Origin of the sequence: Lactobacillus acetotolerans DSM 20749 = JCM 3825, from assembly GCF_001436775.1 — a bacterium.
In the GTDB taxonomy this organism is placed as follows: domain Bacteria; phylum Bacillota; class Bacilli; order Lactobacillales; family Lactobacillaceae; genus Lactobacillus; species Lactobacillus acetotolerans.
Window position 1 is genome coordinate 1 of sequence record NZ_AYZC01000029.1, and the last position, 18,764, is coordinate 18,764.

Consider the following 18,764-nt stretch of genomic DNA (forward strand, 5'->3'; position numbering starts at 1 on the left):
TTATTTGCTGTGCTAAAAAAGGCATCCATTAATCAAAATGGATGCCTTTTAAAAGCCTAGCGATTGTCAATGTCTTAACTTAATGACATTGGGTAAAATCCTTCAGCTTCTTTTTGCTATTCTTATTTTTCATTTCTGTTTAAGATGGAATGCATCTTGGTGGTTAACATATCGATGGCAACGTCATTTTCGCCGCCTTCAGGGACAATAATGTCAGCGTAACGTTTGGTGGGCTCGATAAATTGGTGGTACATAGGTTTAACGGTACTTAAATATTGTTTGATTACTGAATCAAGCGAGCGGCCCCGTTCATTCATATCTCGTTCTAGCCGGCGAATAAAACGAATATCATCGTCAGTGTCTACGTAAACTTTAATATCCATTAAATTGCGGATGCTTTCGTTAAATAATACCAAAATACCTTCAAGGATAATGATATCGGCGGGTTCGGTATGAATGGTTTTAGAACTTCTTGTGTGAGCTTTGAAATCATATGTGGGCATTTCAATTGCTTGGTAGTGTAAAAGTTGGTCTAGTTGTTTTTTCAGCAGTGGTACGTCAAAGGCATCGGGGTGGTCATAGTTAATTTTCATCCGTTTGCTCATCGGCACACCGGTATTATCTTTATAGTATGAATCTTGAGTCATGATTAGGATATGATCGTTGGCATTCATTTGGCCGGCAATTTTATGAGCAATGGTAGTTTTACCACTACCTGATCCACCGGCGATACCAATCACAACGGGTTTATCAAGTTTGGACATTCAAATACTCCTTTGTTTATCACATAATATTTTACTGTAGTTTTCTTAGAATACCAGTAAAAGGGGGCTATTTTATTTAAATTGTTCGGGAATTGGTACTCTTTTATTAGTGTTAAAAAACGATACGGCAGCTCTCTTAAAAAAGAGTACAATAGGAATATATAAATGATGTTAAGTTTAATTTAGGTGAAAAAATATGCGCAAAAAGTTATTTGGTTTAATTTATATGTCTTCATATAAAATTCAATTAAATATAGTTAATTTAAAGGATTTATCGATCTTGGAAAAGGTTGATTCCCCATCTTTTGTACAAGCCAAGAGTAATGAACGAGTTTTTGAACAGGATATGGGGAAAATTTGTTCAGCTATTGATGGCTTTAAGGAAAAATTAAAGGAATATAAAGTTAAAAATTTTAAATTCTTTGGTAATAGGCAATTGATTGATGACGTTTCTGCTAGTTATATTGCGGATCAGATTCAGGTTAGAACTGGTTGGAAAATTAATTGGCTAAACGGTGAACAAGTTGTTTATAACAAAGTTCTTGGGGGTATTTCTTGTTTTTCTGAAGTGCAGCAGGAACGGATGGAGAAGTTCCCAATTTATATTTTAAGTTTGGGTTCTGCCATGATGAACCTATCACTTTTCAAGAATAATAAGTTTGTGGCTACCTGGAATTTACCTTTAGGTCCACGAGAAATTCGTGAGATTGCCAAGGTTACCAATGAAACACCGAATAATCCGATTGACGTTATGAGTGATTATATTGGTGCCAAGATTGACCACTTGGCTCGGCAGATCAAAGCAAGTCCTAACTCAGCCTTAGTTATTCAACATGCGGATGCATTGAGTAATTACTTTTTGCACCGCGATGATTCGGTTACCAGAATTTCTGAGAGCGATCTGAACGAGTTCTTTAGTAAGACGTTAGAAATGCCGTATGAAAACCTGGTACAGGATTATCAATTAGAGCCAGCGGTTGCTGAACATACAGTGCCTAACATTGTAGCTATTCGTGAATTTGTTAAATTGCTTGCCCCAAAAGAAATTTATGTAACTGATATTTCAGTTATTACCGGCCTGTTAATTCAAGAGGCAAGCAAGGGCAAGGCCCTTAAAAAGCAGTATGGTGATATTGTGATGACCTTTGCCCAAAATATGTCCCAAAGATATTTGGTCGATCAGGATCATGCTAATGCGGTTAAGAAATTTGCCTTACACATTTTTGACCGTTTACGTAAAATTCATTTATTGCCAGAAAATGACCGTCATTTGTTAGCTATTGCCGCAACGGTTGATGATGTTGGTAGTTTTATTAATCAAATTAGCCGTTACGAACAATCTGCTCGGATTCTTGAGGCTAATAAAATTATTGGTTTGTCTGACCGTGAAAATCAAATTGTAACTGAAATAACCCGTTATCAGAGTGATGAAGATGGACCAGAAATTGGCGATCACCATTACCGTAATTTGAGTCCAGAGGTTCAATTAACGGTTGCAAAATTAACCGCAATTCTACGATTAGCAACGGCGCTAGACGCATCGCATAAACAGAAGATTAGGCGGATTATTGTTTCTCTTAAAAAAGAAGATCAATTAATAATTCATGCTGTAACCAATAGCGACATCACTTTGGAGAGATGGTATTTTAATAAACGAGCAAGTTTATTTGAAGAAGTATTTGGTATTAAAGTTAGTTTAAAGCAAGAGGGTATGAACAGAAAATGACAACAAATCTGATTAAGAAAGAGAAAAAAGAAACAAAACCATTTAGAAAACATTCTTATTTTATGAACCGGGAATTAAGTTGGATGGAATTTAATGATCGGGTCTTGGATGAGGCACGTAGACCTGATAATCCATTGCTTGAGCGACTTAATTTCTTAGGAATCACTCAAAGTAACGTTGATGAATTCTTTATGGTTAGAGTTGCATCCCTGCACAAATTAATTGCTGCGGGAATTAAATCAACTGATCCGTCGGGAATGACTCCCAAAGAACAGTTGGATGCAATTAATAAGAAGGAACACAAAGCAGTTGAAAAGCGTTATTCAACTTATAGCCGTTCCCTTATGCCATTGCTACAAAAAAATCACATTCAGATTTTAGGTATTAAAGATTTAAACAACGACCAGCGGGAATTTGTTCGTCGCTACTTTAATGATGAACTTTACCTGGTGCTAACACCGATGGCTGACGATGCTATTCGTCCTTTCCCATTTATTGCTAATGATTCGTTAAACATTGCAATTCGTTTAAAGGACAATGATAAGGGCCACCACCATTATGCGACGGTTAGGGTACCAAATATTTTTAAGCGTTTGGTTAAGTTGCCAGATGCAGATAATAGTTTCATTTTAATTGAAGATATTATTAAAGAATTTTTGGGTAAATTGTTTGTTGGCTATAAAGTTGAAGAATCTGGTTGTTTCAGAGCCACCCGTGATATGGATTTAGATGTAGCTGAACGCGATACTTCTGATTTCTTGCGTAGTGTGCAGAAACAGTTAAAAGACCGTGAGCACGGCCAAGTTGTTCGCCTGGAAGTAGAAAAGTCGATGGGCGACAAATTGCGTAAACGTTTGATTAAAAAGATTCAGGTTGATAAGAGTGCCGTTTATAAAATTAACGGCCCAATCGATCTGACATTCTTAAAGAAGTTGCCGGGCGCAGTAAAAGGTCATGATGATTTACGTTATAAGCCGTTTAAGCCGTATATCAATCCAGATTTGGAATTAAGTAGCAATATTTTTGCCAATATCAGAAAGCATGACTACTTAGTTCAACACCCATATGACACTTTTGATGCTGTCCTTAACTTTATTCATAAGGCTGCGATGGATGATAAAGTGTTAGCAATTAAGATGACCCTGTACCGTGTTTCTAGTAATTCACCAATCATTAAATATTTGGGTCAAGCGGCCCAAGCCGGCAAACAAGTTACCGTACTGGTAGAAGTTAAGGCACGGTTTGATGAACAAAATAACGTTCACTGGGCCAGAAGATTGGAACAAATGGGTTGCCACGTAATTTACGGGTTAAAGGGTTTAAAAACTCATACTAAGACCACTTTGGTTATTCGTCGTGATGAAGATGGCATTCGGCGTTACCTACATTTAGGAACTGGTAACTACAATGATGTTACGGCTCATTTCTATACCGATATGGGGTTGTTTACTTGCCGGCGTGATCTGGGTATCGATGCCACTAACTTGTTTAACATGTTATCTGGTTACTCCAACCCACCATACTTTAGATTATTAAAAATTTCTCCGGATCATATTCGTGAGTTTATTAACCAAAAGCTTGACCAAACAATTGCAACTGCTAAGGCAGGACGTAAAGCAGAAGTTCATATGAAGATGAACTCACTTTCTGACCCTGAAATTATTGCTAAACTTTATGAAGCATCAGCTGCAGGTGTAAAAATTCACCTGATTATTCGTGGTATCTGCTGTCTTCGGACCGATATTCCAAAGATTAGTGACAATATTGAGGTACACTCAATTGTCGGCCGTTTGCTTGAACACAGCCGGATTTACTACTTTAACAATGATGGTGCCGAAGAAATTTACCTTTCAAGTGCTGATATGATGAAGCGGAATTTGAACCGCCGAGTTGAAACTTTATTCCCAGTTTTGCAACCGGATTTAAAGCAAAGAGCTATTTCAATCTTTGATAAAATGTGGCAAGATAACGTTAAAGCTCGAATCTTACACAATAATGTTTACTCTATGATCGACCGTCGTGGTAAAGAAGCAGTTAATGCACAAGAATACTTTATTCACGAAGCTGAACAAAAGAATAAAGCATTAAAAGAAAAGCGTAAGCAAGAAGCCAGAACACCTGAGACATTTGATGTTATGAAAAAGCATAAGAATGATCTGCATTTAGGTGAAAATAAAGATTAACCGCAGGAAGGTAACAGGATGGCCGAAAAGCTAAATAAAGTTAAGAAGTTTGTGCTGCAAAAATTTACCATTGATAAGTTAAAACTCAATGATGATAAAGACCAATTAATTGCAGCAGGTAAGGGGAAGGCAAATGAAATTCCCGTTTCGAAGATAACCGAGTTTAAGCCGGGTAAACGGGATGTGGTCAAGATGATCAAATCTGAAGAGGATAAGATGATCCCTGAGCTAATCCCACTTCGGCATAAGAGAATGATGAAGAATACCTTTTCCTTCTTTCGTGGCACTGCCGGTGTTATGAGCTACGATTTGCTTCATGAAACCAAGGCGCAAATTCCGATTATGATTTGTGGTGATGCCCATGTCAATAACTTTGGCTTTTTTGCCTCCCCTGAAAGACAACTTTTATTTGGCTTAAACGACTTTGATGAAACCCGGGTCGGTAACTGGGAAGTTGACTTAAAACGCCTGCTTGTTAGCGCCCAGTTAGCCGGTGAAATTAACGGTTATGATGAAAAAGACATTAAAGATGTTCTGAATAATACTGTTTCTGCTTATCGTGCAGGCATTAAGTATTCTAATGGCTTGAAGTTGATGGATCGCTTCTACCTTGCATACAACATTGATGATTTGCTTGATTCAATTAGTGATAATGATAAGCAAATGGAAAAATTGCTGAAAAAGATCGCTAAAAAAGCCCCAAAGAATAATTCTGACAAAGTGGTTAAGAAATTCACCTCTAAGAATGATGACGGTAAAATTGTCTTTACTGAGAACCCGCCTCGTGCTAGAAGAATCACCGACCAATTATATACAGATTTTATTAAAGCAATTCCGCAATATCTGCGCAGTGTGAGTCAAGATGTTCAAGTATTACTGAGTAATTTTAGAGTTTCAGATATTATCCGTTATAGCGTCGGTGTTGGCAGTTTTGGTACGCGTTGTTACCTGTTATTACTTACAGGTAAGGATGGCAGTCACTTAGTTTTGCAAGTTAAGGAAGCTTTACCATCCAGGTATAACTTAACCAGGTTGACTAGAAGTAATGCGCAAAAGCAAGCTCCTGAAGAGGGTAAGCGAATCATTACTGGTCAAAGAATTTTACAAACCTTTAGTGACCCATTCTTAGGTAGTATGAATTTTGATGGTCGTAGCTTTTACGTTCGTCAATACAGGGACATGAAGGACTCGGTTGATGTAGACAAGTTAGATCTTGATAGCTTTAACGCATATACTCATATGTGTGCCTTTGTCCTTGCGGTTGCTCATTTTCAAAGTCCAACTGCACCGATGATTTATGGTTATATTGATGAGAGCAAGAAATTTGATAAGAAATTTGCCGACTGGGCAAGCGATTACAGTAAGCAAGTTCATAATGATTATGAGGCTTATAGAAAATACCTTGAAGGAGAAAATTAGTTAATTATTAAAGAACACACACGGTTTTTTAAGATTAAAACCGTGTGTTTTTGTATATTTTATGGCAAACTTATTATACGGGATAAGGAGATGGATTAAATGCTTAACTTTGTTGTTATTGATTTAGGGTCAAATTCCGTAAGAATGAAAATAAGTCAAATTGGTCCCTATGGCGATTTTAAAGTTGTAGGATACCAGAAAAAATTTGTCAGGTTGTCTGAAAATATGGGTAAAGAAAAGACATTAAAGAAAGAACCCATTGAACGGACAATGAAGGCATTGAAGGAATTCAAGGCGACATATTCTAAATTAAAAAATGTTAAAATTCGTGCCGTAGCAACGGCGGCTGTACGGCAAGCCAAAAATCAGAAATATTTTTTGAACCGGGTTAAAAAAGAACTCGGAATAAATTTGCGTGTCATTTCAGGAGCAGCTGAAGCATATCTGGATTATTTGGGCGTAGTTAACACTTTACCAGTTAAAAATGGCTTAATCATGGATACTGGTGGTGCCTCAACGGAATTAATCTGGGTTCAGAACGGTAATTGTGAGAAACGAATTAGTTTGCCTACTGGATCAGTTTTGTTATCACAAAATTATAATTTAACTGATCAAATAAAGGCTAGTGATCTTTATAAGGCTATGACTGCAGCTGAATTACGCCTTTCCGCTGTACCATGGATAAATAATGCACATAATATGCCATTGATTGCCCTTGGTGGGAGCAATCGAACGATCGCTAAAATTAAGCGCCGGGAAGTGACTGATAATATTAATGATTTACCGGATATTCACGGGATGCATTTACCGGCTGACAATATTTACGCATTATTTGAAAAGTTAGTTTCACTAGATAAAATTGGAAGGACTAAGATTCCAGGCTTAGCTAAGATAAGGGGAGACGTTATCGTAGGCGGCTTGATCCCGATTAGTTTAGTTTTAAGAATGCTACAAATTGATGAAGTGATTTTCTCTAATTACGGAATTCGTGATGGCTTATTATACGAATATTTGCAAAATAAAGATGCAGAAAACGTCAAATAAAGGAAAGGATGAAGGTCGTGTCATCAATTATTGAATTTAAGCATGTCAACAAATACTATGGCAAACTCCATGCTTTAAAAGATATCAACTTAAAAATTGAAGAAGGCCAAGTTGTATCGATTATTGGTCCATCTGGTTCAGGTAAAAGTACCTTGATCAGGACAATGAATGGGTTAGAACCGATTAACAGCGGGCAACTGATTGTTACCGGCTATGATTTGGCAAATAGAAAAACTAATATTAATAAAATCCGTAAAAACGTTGGGATGGTCTTTCAGCACTTTAATTTATATAACAATCATACTGTGCTAGAAAACATTACTTTAGCACCCAAGATCGTGCTGAAGCGTCCGGATGCGGAGAACAAAAAGATTGCCATGGAATTATTAGAAAGAGTAGGAATGGCTGATAAGGCTGATTCTTATCCTAGACAATTATCTGGTGGACAAGAACAACGTGTTGCGATTGCTCGCTCTTTGGCAATGAGGCCAAAGGTTATCTTGTTTGATGAACCTACCAGTGCACTTGATCCGGAAATGATTCAAGACGTTTTGGACATAATGAAATACGTTGCTGATCAGGGAATTACAATGGTCGTGGTTACCCATGAAATGGGCTTTGCCCGTAAAGTAAGCAACCGGCTGATTTTCTTTGATCAAGGACACATCTTAGAGGATCGTGATCCAGTAGAGTTCTTCAAGCATCCTGATACTGACCGTGCACGGCAATTCTTAAGTAAAATTATTTCTAAAGATTAGGGTGAAGATAATGAGAAAATTTAAAAAATTTCTTCTTTTGCCGATAATCTTTTTCCTGGCCTTTACTTTGGCAGCTTGTGGAAATAAAAAACAAAATACCTACCAAAAGGTAAAGCAAGATAACACGATTGTTTGGGGTGTAAGAGCAGATACACGCCTTTTTGGTTTGATGAGTATTAAAACCGGCAGGGTTGAAGGTTTTGAAATTGACTTGGCTAATGCCATAACTAAACAAATGCTCGGTGAAAATGGGCACGCTAAATTAACCAAAATTACTGCTAATACAAGAATTCCTTTGCTTAAGAACAACAATGTTGATGTTCTTATGGCAACGATGACAATTACACCAGACCGGCAAAAGCAGGTATTGTTTAGCAAGCCATACTTTAAGGCGGGTCAAGGTATTCTTGTACCTGACAACAGCAAGATTAAGACTGTGCAGCAACTGAATAATAAGACCGTGCTTGCGGTTAAAGGTACTACTGCGGTTGCCAATGTTCATAAATATGCCCCTAAAGCTAAAGTTTTGGAATATGGTGATTATGGCCAGGCATTTTCTGCACTTAAAGCAGGCCAAGGTGTGGCTATGACTACTGATAGTGGTTTATTAGCGGGAATTGCGAGTGAGAACCCAGGTTATAAGTTAGCTGGTAGTAATTTCACAAATGAGCCTTATGGGATTGCCGTTAATAAGGGACAAACCCAAATGGTGAAGCATATTAATAAAGCTCTAGATGAACTTAAGAAGAACGGTACGTATAATCGGTTAATTCGTAAGTGGTTCAAAGGAGTTAAAGGTTTTAACATTAAGGAAGTGGAAGAATAAATGTGGCAAATTTTAACAGGTTATTGGTCTGAATTTATCACTGGTTTTGGCAATACCATCTTGTGTAGTTTAATTGCCATGTTCTTCAGCTTAATTTTAGGAGTATTCTTCGCATTGCTAGAAGTTGCACCTCCTAAAATTGGTCGGGCCATAGCTCATATTTATATTGAAATTTTTTGTAATATTCCCTTGTTGGTTATTACGATGATTTTTTACTTAATCATTCCCCAATTCTGGGTTAAAGTTTCCGGATTTACTGCTGGTACAATTGGCTTAGCCCTTTATACATCAGCCTTTATTGCAGAAACAGTTCGGTCTGGAATTAATTCTGTCGGTGACGGGCAAATGGAAGGCGCACTTTCTAACGGTATGACTTACGTACAGGCGATGCGGTACGTCATTTTGCCTCAAGCCATTAGAATTGTTATTCCGCCATTGGGCAACCAGATGATTACTTTGATTAAAAACTCATCTGTCTTAGCCTTTGTCGCTGGTTTTGATTTGATGTACCAGGGCGATATTGTTGCCTTTTCATCATTTCAAACAATCGAAACGTACGTTATTGTCGGCGTTTTCTACTTAGGTTTGACTTTACCGCTCAGTTACTACATGCGTCACTTAGAAAAAAGACTTGCATAGGAGGCTAAAAAATGGAAACTTTTATTCATGCATATTCATGGATTGATATCCGCTTCTTATTGCAAGGATTGTGGGTAACGATTTATGTTTCAGTAATTTCAATTATTTTGAGTTTTATTTTGGGCTTAATTTGTGGCTTAGTTCGTTATATGAAGATCAAGTATCTTTCAGCTGCTGTTGGCTTCGTAGTTGATATTATCCGTAACTTACCACTGCTGTTGATAATCTTCTTTACATATTTTGGCTTGCCTAAATTAGGCTTAATTGCCAATCCAACGATAGCATCGATTGTTGCATTAGTTGTGTTTGAAGGAGCAATGTTATCCGAAATTGTTCGTAGCGGGATTAATTCAGTTCCAACAGGGCAGATGGAAGGCGCCCGTTCTAACGGTATGACTTATGTACAAGCGATGATTCACGTTGTTTTGCCGCAAGCTATTCGAAACATGGTCCCAGCCATTTTGTCACAATTTGTTTCGCTGATTAAGGATACTTCATTGGCAACAATTATCGTCTTACCAGAACTGCTTTATCATGCACAGATTATTTATAGCCAAAACACATCTTATTTGATTCCGATGTACTTAATCATTGCGGTAATGTACTTTATCGTATGTTTCTGCTTATCAAAGTACGCTAATCACTTACAGAAGAAGTATCTGTAATTTGTACGTCATAAATTAATAAGCATTTCTTTAGTATTAATAACATTATTTTGCTACTATGAGGGTGTAATGATTATTTAACAGGAGGCTTTTTAGATGAAATATCCAAAAACTAAAGAAGTATTAAATCAATTAGTTGCAGATTTAACGCAAATGCACATGATTGTTCACCAACACCACTGGTACATGAGAGGCAACCGTTTCTTGAAGTTGCACCCATACTTAGATGATGTAATGGATGAATTAGCTGATCAACTTGATCAAGTATCAGAGCGTTTGATTGCTTTAGACGGTTCACCTGTTTCGACCCTTAGTGAAATTGCCGCAAAGACTAAGATTAAGGATGAAAAAGGCAACTGGAACGAAACTATTGATGAGCGTTATGGCAAGATAGTTGACGGTTATCACTATTTGGATGATCTTTATCAAAAAGGCCTCGAAGTTAGTGATGAAGAAGGGGACTACTCTACTAACGATATGTTCACTGGCTTCCATACTGCAATTGAAAAGCGTATTTGGATGATGTCAGCTGAAATTAACAAGGCACCTAATATTGATGCTAAGTAATTAGAGTAAATTAAAAATAGCTGCCAACTGTCCAAAGTTAAGGACAGCTATTTTTTTCGCCGATAATCTTTTATCAGTTCAACAACTAATGCAATTAAATTAACGGCGAAAGTGCCGAAAATTAGCATTAATTGTATTGCGTCTGATACAGACACAACTGCGCCCTCCTTTCGTTAGGATTTTAAGTTGCTTATAGGATTGAACCATAAGCATCACCTCACTTTATTTGGGCGCCACCGTCTTAACTTCTCTACAAAATATAATTATACAGGAATAGTTATTTAAAATCAGGATTTATTAAAATAAATAGTAGGTGATCCTTTGACTGAAAATAAAATTATTATCAAGTTAGATAAGGATAAAAAGAAAGAATTAGAAAAAAGGTTTTCGCAGATTGGTTTATCGATGAATGATTATATTAATTTAGCTTTAAATCAATTTTTGATTCAAGGAAAAGTACCTTTTGAAATTAAAAGTCCTTCTTACGATATTTCTACATTGAAAACTAAAAAAGCAATGTTGAAAACGGAGGAAGAAGATATAGGAATAATTAAAAATTCTATATCAAATTCTGATAACTAATGAATTGATGAAGCCATTCTCTTGTGAGGATGGCTTTTTTATTTGTAATTTTTCACCTTCGCAGGCTAAATTAATTGCTTTTTGCTATAATTAATTTGATTTAGAAAGTTACTTTGAAAAGAAGGGCAGCTATGAAAAATATAGTCATTATTGGATCAAGTAACGTTGATACCACTTTACACGTAAAGAATTTTCCTAAACCAGGGGAAACCATTAACGCCAGATCTGTATCTGAAGCTGGCGGTGGCAAAGGTGCCAATCAGGCAATTGCGGCTGCTAAAAGTGGCGCACAAGTACATTTCATTAGTCGCGTTGGTACAGATAGTTTTGGCAAATTTATGGTTGAACAGCTAACCAAGTACGGTGTAGATACCAATTATGTGCAAAAGACCGCTAACGCTAAAACTGGCCATGCTTATATTACTCTGAATGAAGCAGGGCAGAACGATATTGTTATTGATCATGGTGCTAATTATCAATTAAGCGCAAAAGATATTGATAATGCTGCAGATGTGATTAAAAGTGCTGACTGTGTAATTGCTCAATTTGAAACACCGGTTAAAACAACGATCGAGGCTTTTAAGATTGCAAAAGATGCTGGTAAGGCTACAATTTTGAATCCGGCTCCAGCAATTAAAAAAATACCTAAAGAATTACTAAATTTGACCGATATAATTACGCCGAATGAAACTGAAAGTGCTGTAATCACCGGTACTAAAATTACTAGTCCAAGTGACTTAACTACAAATGCAGCAAGTTTACAAGCTTTAGGCGTAAAAGACGTTGTGATTACTTACGGAGCCAAAGGCTCTTATCTGTCAGCCAAAGACATTGAAAAGTTAGTGCCAGCTTTTAGAGTTAAGGCAGTTGATACAACAGCTGCTGGTGATACTTTCATTGGTTATTTTGTAAGTATGCTAAAAAATGATCTGTCTAACTTGGAAGAAGCCGCAAAGATTGCCAGTCGTGCTTCTTCACTTACGGTTCAGCATTTAGGTGCCCAACCATCGATTCCGACGATTAAAGAAGTAAAAAAGTTAATGAGGAGCAAGTAAAATGAATAAGCAAGAACAAGATGAATTAAAAAAAGAGGCTGCAATTAAAGCAGCTGGTATGGTCAAATCTGGCATGATTTTGGGTGTTGGTACCGGTTCAACTGTTGCCTTCTTTATTGATGCATTAGGTAAAAGAAGAAAAGAAGACGGCTTAAAGTTAAAGGCCATGGTAACAACCTCAAGTAGAAGCAAGAAACAACTTGAAAGTTGGGGCTTTAAAGTTGGTAAGTTGTCTGATATTGACCACGTCGATCTTACAATTGATGGTTCTGACCGGGTTGCTGACAATTTCGACGGCATAAAAGGTGGTGGCGGCGCCTTAACGCTTGAGAAGAATGTTGCTATTAATTCTAATAAGATTATTTGGATTGTTGATGAATCTAAACTTGTCCACAGATTAAGTGGTTTCCCACTTCCGGTTGAAGTTCTGCCCATTTCCTGTGAACAAAACTTCCGTCGTTTTCAGGCAGAAGGATTAAAACCACAATGGCGAATGGATAACGGCAAGCGCTTTGTTACTCATTATGGCAACTATATTATTGATTTAGCTGTTGATCCGATACCGGTACCACATGGTTTGGCCGATTACTTAGATCATACCGTCGGCGTGGTTGAACATGGGCTCTTTCTTGGCATGTGTGATGAGGTAATTATTGCTCACAGCAACGGTAAAATTGAAGATAAGAAGAAGGACTAATGACTAAAAAGCCCTTAATTATAAGCACGGATCCAGGAATAGATGATGCGGTCGCGATTACTATTTCTTTGTTCGCTCCAGAATTAGACGTTAAATTAATTGCCGCTACTTGGGGCAACGTAGCACTTGAGAAGACTTTAAATAATGCACTGAAACTGGAAACTTTCTTGCACACAAAGGTTCCGGTTGTTGGTGGTGCGAAAATGCCGCTGCTCCGACCTGCAATCGATGCTTCAGATATTCATGGCAAATCTGGGATGGATGGTTATGACTTTCCAAAAGCAGATAGAGGTTTATTAAAATCTGGTTTGGCTGCAGCCGCAATTCATGAAGTGGTTACTAATAGTGATGAAAAAGTAACTTTAATGCAGATTGGGCCAGCCACTGACTTTGCCTTGTATTTCAGGCAGTTTCCTGAAGACTTAGATAAAATTGAGAAGCTGGTTATTATGGGTGGAGCCATCGGCCGTGGTAACTGGGGTCCTTATGGTGAGTATAATGTTGCAGGAGATCCTGAAGCCGCTCAAATTGTGTTTACCAGTGGTCTCAAAATTTACCTTGCCCCGTTAGAGTTAGGACAACAAGCCTATGTTACGAATGCTACAATGCAAAGAGTGCAGAAGTTGGGCAGAGTCGGCAATATGCTCTATAGTATTCTGACAAATTTGCATGATGAAACTAAGGACAATGGTCGAGAAATTTATGATGCGCTAGCTGCAGGAATGCTGTTAAAACCACAAATGTATACTTTTAAACCGGCATATGTAACTGTTGATACTAAAAGTTCAGCTACTTATGGTGCATCGGTGATAGACTTTGATCATTTCTTTGGTAAGTCGGCTAACGTAAATGTTGGGGTTAAAATTAAACAAAAAGTATTTGCAGATTGGTTTGTAGATGCAATTAGTAGAGCGGATAAGTAGGGTAATCAAATGGCAGACTTTGTTTATCGTACAGTGATGCACGATATAAAGCAGAATATTTTAAAAGGTAATTATAAGGGGATGCGGCTTCCTGATGAACGCAGCTTAGCTGAACACTATCAAGTTAGCCGTTCTTCGATGAAGCGTGCGTTGAACCTGCTTGCTGAACAAGGAATTGTTTTCAAGAAGCGGGGCAGCGGTACGTTTATCAATCCGCTTTATTTAAAAAATCGGGCGATGTTTCGTTACGAAGGCTCTAATTTAGGATTAACCGATAGTGTTAAGGTCCCCGGTAAGAAGCAGCGAATTAAGCTGCTGGATTTCCATGTTGTTAAGACTTCTAAGGAAATTGCTCAGGATCTATTTCTGAATGAAAATGATTTTGTGTATGAATTTAAACGCTTGCGTTTTTTAGATGAACAACCATTTTTAATTGAAACAGGTTATTTGCCAATTAAGATAGTGCCTGAATTAAAGCCAGAGGACTTGCAGAGTTCACTGTTTAATTATTTGGAAGATAAGCAGAATAAAATTGTGACCAAGTCATTCTTGAATATTACGGTTGAACCATCCAGTAAGGAAGATCAGGATGAAATGAAGCTGAAGACAAATGAACCAGTCGGTGTCATGGAAGGTATCTTCTTCTTAGACGATGGGACACCGTTTGAGGTATCCAATATGCGTGTGCATTATCGTTATATGCGCTTTAATACATTTGTGAATTTGAATAGGTAAGATAAAAACGTTAGTTGATCATTTGTAAGGGATGATTAATTAACGTTTTTGTTTTATAAAATATTTTTGGTTATTTTAAATTAGCTGATTATGGTTGCTTATGCTGTGGCAATTGCCTAGTTACAGAATTGGTTCAAACCAATTACATGCATAGTTTAATATTTACTTTATTGCAGTAGAGCTATAAGATTGTTATTGTAAATATAGATTAAAAAGTATTTTTAATTATATGAGGATGTATGTATGTTAGGAAAAAATAATTTCAAAGAACGATTAAGAAAAATGGAGTTGCAGGCTAAAAAAGACCGCTTCTCCATTCGTAAATTAGCTGTCGGTGCAGCTTCTGTACTCTTAGGCTTTAGTTTTAGGGATAACTGCACAATCAGTTAAAGCTGAGACAATTAATCCAATAAAGCAAGATAAACAAGAATTAGTAAATAAGGACCAAACCCCTAAAACTGTAGGGGGGGGGGGTATTACACTCTCCATCAACTGAAGATGTAAATAAGAATAATACTGCATCCTCAACTGATCAGACAGCTAACACTGCCACAAAATGGAATAATGAAGCAAATAATAGCACCAGTGCAAGTAACACGGGTGCTATTTCTGATTCTAATGAAAAGTCAAATCTGAGTACCTTCCCAGGTTTAACTTTATTTTTCCAAACTAATGAGCCAAAAGCTCAAAACAGAGTTGATAATGTAAATGCCGATAAGCAACAAAAAGCTGCTGATCAATCAACTGCTCTGCAGAATAATCAAGCAGAGTCCAATAATACTAATGCTGCTCAAGGGCCAACTACCGAGCAGTCAGATGAACAGATTAACGGTGAACAGTCTGATAAGATGGAGGATTCTACCCAAATTGAACCAGCTGCTGCAAAGCAAACGTCAAAGCCAGATTTGAGTACTTTTCCTGGCTTATCCATGTTCTTCACTGACGTTAAGAATGCAGATGCAAAGGATAACGCCGCCAAGACACCAGCTCAAGATACAAATGCTGGTAAAAATGATCAAGATCAGGCTGATGCAAAAAGTGATAAAACATCAACTGCAACTTTAACTTCAGCAGAGAAGACACCAGCTGCACCTAAAAAAGATGATGCATTAACTACAGCAGCTTCTGATTTACAAAGTGCCATTGATAAAGGTGATGCTTACGTAAATTCAGACAAATTTACCCAAATGACGGTCGAAAAACAAAAGCAATTACGGGATGCCATCCAAACTGGTAAAGAGTTAATGGCAAAGTATAATACGATGCAAACAGCCATGAACTCTGCTGCCTTAGAAGTAGATCAAAACAATAAAAATAAAGCTGAAACAAAAGCAGATGCTAATGTGGCAGCTTTAACTACTTTAAATGTTAATAATAATACATCTGCAGATATTAATAAAAATCCAAGTATTGACAATCCAACAACTGATCCAAATAAAACACCAGCTACTGATATTACAACTATTACAGCGCCTGAATTAATTCAGGCTACTCAGAACATTATTATGTTGTTGGGAACACCAGCAGTTAATAATAATATTAGTTGGGATACAACAACTCAAACTGTAACTATATCGGCTGGAGAAATTAATAATAATTGGACATCAGTTCTTCCCGATGGCTTTAAAGTTAAACATATAATAATTAATGGAAAAGTTACGGTAGCTAATGGAGATGCAACGGAGTTATTTAGTTTGGACCAATATACTTGGGCACTGAGTACTTTACAAGACATCACTGGTATAGATAAATTGGATACTCATGATATCGTTAATATGAGTAAAATGTTTGAAAGTGATTCTAATTTAACAAGTCTAGATGTATCTAAATTTGACACTAGTAATGTTACTAATATGAGTGAGATGTTTAATGGTGTTCCTGCATTAACAAGTTTAGATGTTTCAAACTTTAATACTAGCAATGTTACTAGTATGTATGAAATGTTTGCTGGTGATATGGGTTTAACAAGTTTAAATGTATCTAGTTTTGATACAAGTAACGTTACTGATATGCATGAGATGTTTGAAGATACTAACAATTTAACAAGTTTAAATATTTCTAATTTTAATACTAATAATGTTACTAATATGGATTCTATGTTCCAAAGAAGTGGTTTGGAAAAGCTAACTTTAGGTGAGTAAACTAAATTATTATCCGATTCTGATCTTCAATTACCTGGTGGCTCAACTTGGTATAAAAATGCTGATCCTACTCAAGGTACTAATATAGCAGATGGTAAAGATCATGTCGGCACTTGGTATAAAACACCTAATGGTGTTGTTAATATTACTTTTATCAATGTGAAACATAATATTTCTGTTGGTACTGCTCAAGTAACAGGACCTAATAATACAACTTTAAATTTAACTCCAAGTGATCCTAACTTTGATACTAATATTACTCATAATATACCAGATGGTTATAAGTATGCGAAAACTACCGCTGAATTACATGGAAACAAACAGCTGGTTAGTACGGAATACTCAACAATTAGCACTAATACAATAAATGTTTATGTAGTTGGAAATCCATTAACTGATATTTCTATTAAGTGGATAAATGCTAAGAATGGAGACACAATAACCAGCGGTACGCAACCAACTGATACTCGTTACGGTGATAAACTAGATTTAAAGACAGATGGTATGCCAGCTGGATATAGCTATGTCGAACAAACTGATCTAGATAAAATTAACTTGGCCAATAATCCTCAAACTAGTTATAAGCAAAATGATCCAAGTACAGTAACTTTAAAGAAATCAAATCAGGAGTTTCCTGTATACGTAATTGGAGATCCAGTACCAGATGACGGTACTAATAAGGATGCCGTTCACGTCCTACACTATTTGGAAAGTCAAGACAATAAACCGACTACCGATAAGGTACCAGGTATAAAGGTTAATGATTACTGGTTAGGTGGATATTATGGTGATACCGTCACTGCCAGTGGTACTGATGAAAAGCAAAAAGCACCAACTGGTTACACCATAGTTAACCCGAAGAAGCAAAGTTATGAGTTAGTTAAGAATGCAACTAAGCAGCCAGAGTTTATTTTCTACTACAAGGCTGATAAAGAAGCTCATTTAAGTGTTCAATTTGTGAATGCCAGAACAGGCAAAGATGTTGGTAAGGCGTTAAAAGCACCGGATGGTTATATGGACAAGCCATTTGATCCAACTGATACCAATTCATTTATCACATCAAATATTCCAGACAGTTATCACTATGCCAAGACCAGTGATGAATTGAATGGTAAGACCCAGCCGAAGAATGATGGCAGTATTAAATATACGGATCAAGACTATACAGTACCAGTATATGTAGCTGGAGATGATGTCCCAGATGATGGCACCAATAAAGATGCAGTCCACGTACTGCACTACCTAGAAAGTCAGGACGATAAACCGACTACCGATAAGGTACCAGGTATAAAAGTTAGTGATTACTGGTTAGGTGGACATTATGGTGATACGGTCAATGCCAGTGGTGACGATGTTAAACAAGAAGCACCAACTGGTTACACCATAGTTAACCCAGATAAGCAAAGTTATGAATTAGCCAAAGGTGCTGCTAAGCAGCCAGAGTTTACCTTCTACTATAAAGCTGATGCAGAAGCTAATTTGAGTGTCCAATATGTGAATGCCAGAACCGGCAAAGATGTTGGCAAGGCAGTAAAAGCACCAGCTGGTTATATGGACAAGCCGTTTGATCCGACTGATAGTAATAGCTTTATCAAGACCAATATTCCAGCCGGCTACCATTATGCCAAGACCAGTGATGAACTGAATGGCAAGACGCAGCCAAAGAATGATGGCAGCGTTAAATACACAGATCAAGATTACACTGTTAATGTCTATGTAGCTGGAGATAATGTCCCAGATGATGGCACCAATAAAGATGCAGTTCATGTTCTGCATTACTTGGAAAATCAAGATGGTACCCCAACGACTGATTTGGTTCCAAATATAAAGGTTAATGATTACTGGTTAGGTGGATATTATGGTGATACTGTCACTGCTAGTGGTACTGATGAAAAGCAGAAGGCTCCAGACGGCTACACCATAGCTAACCCGGATAAGCAAAGTTATGAGTTAATCAAAGGTGCTACTACGCAGCCAGAGTTCACCTTCTACTATAAAGCTGATGCAGAAGCTAATTTGAGTGTCCAATATGTGAATGCC

The 18,764-nt window shown here is 37.2% G+C and carries 18 protein-coding genes and 1 pseudogene; 17 read left to right on the forward strand and 2 right to left on the reverse strand.

Features of this window, described 5'->3' with window-relative positions; all coding sequences use genetic code 11:
• Positions 1-122: 122 nt before the first annotated feature.
• Positions 123-764, reverse strand: coding sequence for a uridine kinase (gene udk / locus FC77_RS05350; RefSeq protein ID WP_056970466.1), 642 nt, complete (start codon positions 762-764; stop codon positions 123-125).
• A gap of 196 nt (positions 765-960) precedes the next feature.
• Between udk and FC77_RS05355 the strand changes: the two genes are divergently transcribed.
• The 9 genes from FC77_RS05355 to FC77_RS05395 all read left to right on the forward strand — a co-directional run bounded on the left by FC77_RS05355 (position 961) and on the right by FC77_RS05395 (position 10,591).
• Positions 961-2,490, forward strand: a complete 1,530-nt coding sequence (locus tag FC77_RS05355; RefSeq protein WP_056970468.1) for an acetate and sugar kinases/Hsc70/actin family protein — start codon at positions 961-963, stop codon at positions 2,488-2,490.
• Positions 2,487-4,673: an RNA degradosome polyphosphate kinase gene (locus FC77_RS05360; RefSeq protein WP_056970470.1), complete on the forward strand. Its 2,187-nt coding sequence runs from the start codon at positions 2,487-2,489 to the stop codon at positions 4,671-4,673. Before FC77_RS05355 ends, FC77_RS05360 begins: the two co-directional genes overlap by 4 nt.
• An 18-nt stretch (positions 4,674-4,691) precedes the next feature.
• Positions 4,692-6,092, forward strand: a complete 1,401-nt coding sequence (locus FC77_RS05365; protein ID WP_056970472.1) for a DUF2252 domain-containing protein — start codon at positions 4,692-4,694, stop codon at positions 6,090-6,092.
• Positions 6,093-6,191: 99 nt separating this feature from the next.
• Positions 6,192-7,136 (forward strand): Ppx/GppA family phosphatase, encoded by a 945-nt coding sequence (locus tag FC77_RS05370; RefSeq protein ID WP_056970474.1) that lies wholly within the window; start codon positions 6,192-6,194, stop codon positions 7,134-7,136.
• Between the two features lie 17 nt (positions 7,137-7,153).
• Positions 7,154-7,894: an amino acid ABC transporter ATP-binding protein gene (locus FC77_RS05375; protein ID WP_054681844.1), complete on the forward strand. Its 741-nt coding sequence runs from the start codon at positions 7,154-7,156 to the stop codon at positions 7,892-7,894.
• Positions 7,895-7,904: 10 nt separating this feature from the next.
• Positions 7,905-8,720, forward strand: coding sequence for a transporter substrate-binding domain-containing protein (locus FC77_RS05380; protein ID WP_056970476.1), 816 nt, complete (start codon positions 7,905-7,907; stop codon positions 8,718-8,720).
• Positions 8,721-9,359, forward strand: a complete 639-nt coding sequence (locus FC77_RS05385; protein WP_056970477.1) for an amino acid ABC transporter permease — start codon at positions 8,721-8,723, stop codon at positions 9,357-9,359.
• Between the two features lie 11 nt (positions 9,360-9,370).
• On the forward strand, positions 9,371-10,024 hold the full coding sequence (locus FC77_RS05390) for an amino acid ABC transporter permease (protein ID WP_054681842.1): 654 nt from the start codon (positions 9,371-9,373) through the stop codon (positions 10,022-10,024).
• Between the two features lie 96 nt (positions 10,025-10,120).
• Entirely contained in the window at positions 10,121-10,591 is a 471-nt protein-coding gene (locus FC77_RS05395; protein ID WP_054681841.1) for a Dps family protein, read from the forward strand.
• A gap of 47 nt (positions 10,592-10,638) precedes the next feature.
• On the opposite strand, the gene FC77_RS05400 is transcribed toward FC77_RS05395, so the two are convergent.
• A complete protein-coding gene (locus FC77_RS05400) occupies positions 10,639-10,746 on the reverse strand; it encodes a putative holin-like toxin (protein ID WP_054681839.1) in 108 nt (35 codons plus the stop codon).
• 166 nt (positions 10,747-10,912) lie between these two features.
• Here FC77_RS05400 and FC77_RS05405 point away from each other — a divergent pair, with 166 nt between their 5' ends.
• The 8 genes and pseudogenes from FC77_RS05405 to FC77_RS05435 all read left to right on the forward strand — a co-directional run.
• The gene (locus FC77_RS05405) at positions 10,913-11,173 is read left to right on the forward strand and encodes a type II toxin-antitoxin system RelB/DinJ family antitoxin (RefSeq protein ID WP_056970479.1); all 261 of its coding nucleotides are present in this window, start codon (positions 10,913-10,915) and stop codon (positions 11,171-11,173) included.
• A 131-nt stretch (positions 11,174-11,304) separates the two neighbouring features.
• Positions 11,305-12,228, forward strand: a complete 924-nt coding sequence (gene rbsK, locus FC77_RS05410) for a ribokinase (protein WP_056970481.1) — start codon at positions 11,305-11,307, stop codon at positions 12,226-12,228.
• Position 12,229: 1 nt separating this feature from the next.
• Complete coding sequence (gene rpiA, locus FC77_RS05415) at positions 12,230-12,925, forward strand: ribose-5-phosphate isomerase RpiA (RefSeq protein ID WP_056970483.1); 696 nt, start codon at positions 12,230-12,232, stop codon at positions 12,923-12,925.
• Positions 12,925-13,848 carry a nucleoside hydrolase gene (locus FC77_RS05420; RefSeq protein WP_056970485.1) on the forward strand — a complete coding sequence of 308 codons (924 nt, stop codon included), beginning with the start codon at positions 12,925-12,927 and terminating at the stop codon, positions 13,846-13,848. The genes rpiA and FC77_RS05420 overlap by 1 nt, the downstream gene beginning before the upstream one ends.
• 9 nt (positions 13,849-13,857) lie before the next feature.
• Positions 13,858-14,583 (forward strand): GntR family transcriptional regulator, encoded by a 726-nt coding sequence (locus FC77_RS05425; RefSeq protein ID WP_056970487.1) that lies wholly within the window; start codon positions 13,858-13,860, stop codon positions 14,581-14,583.
• Positions 14,584-14,826: 243 nt separating this feature from the next.
• Positions 14,827-14,949, forward strand: a pseudogene (locus FC77_RS08020) (YSIRK-type signal peptide-containing protein); the annotation flags it as partial.
• A 482-nt stretch (positions 14,950-15,431) separates the two neighbouring features.
• Positions 15,432-16,724 (forward strand): BspA family leucine-rich repeat surface protein, encoded by a 1,293-nt coding sequence (locus FC77_RS05430; RefSeq protein ID WP_056970489.1) that lies wholly within the window; start codon positions 15,432-15,434, stop codon positions 16,722-16,724.
• 159 nt (positions 16,725-16,883) lie between these two features.
• On the forward strand, positions 16,884-18,764 hold a 1,881-nt coding region (locus tag FC77_RS05435), incomplete at its 3' end, for a hypothetical protein (RefSeq protein WP_156641841.1).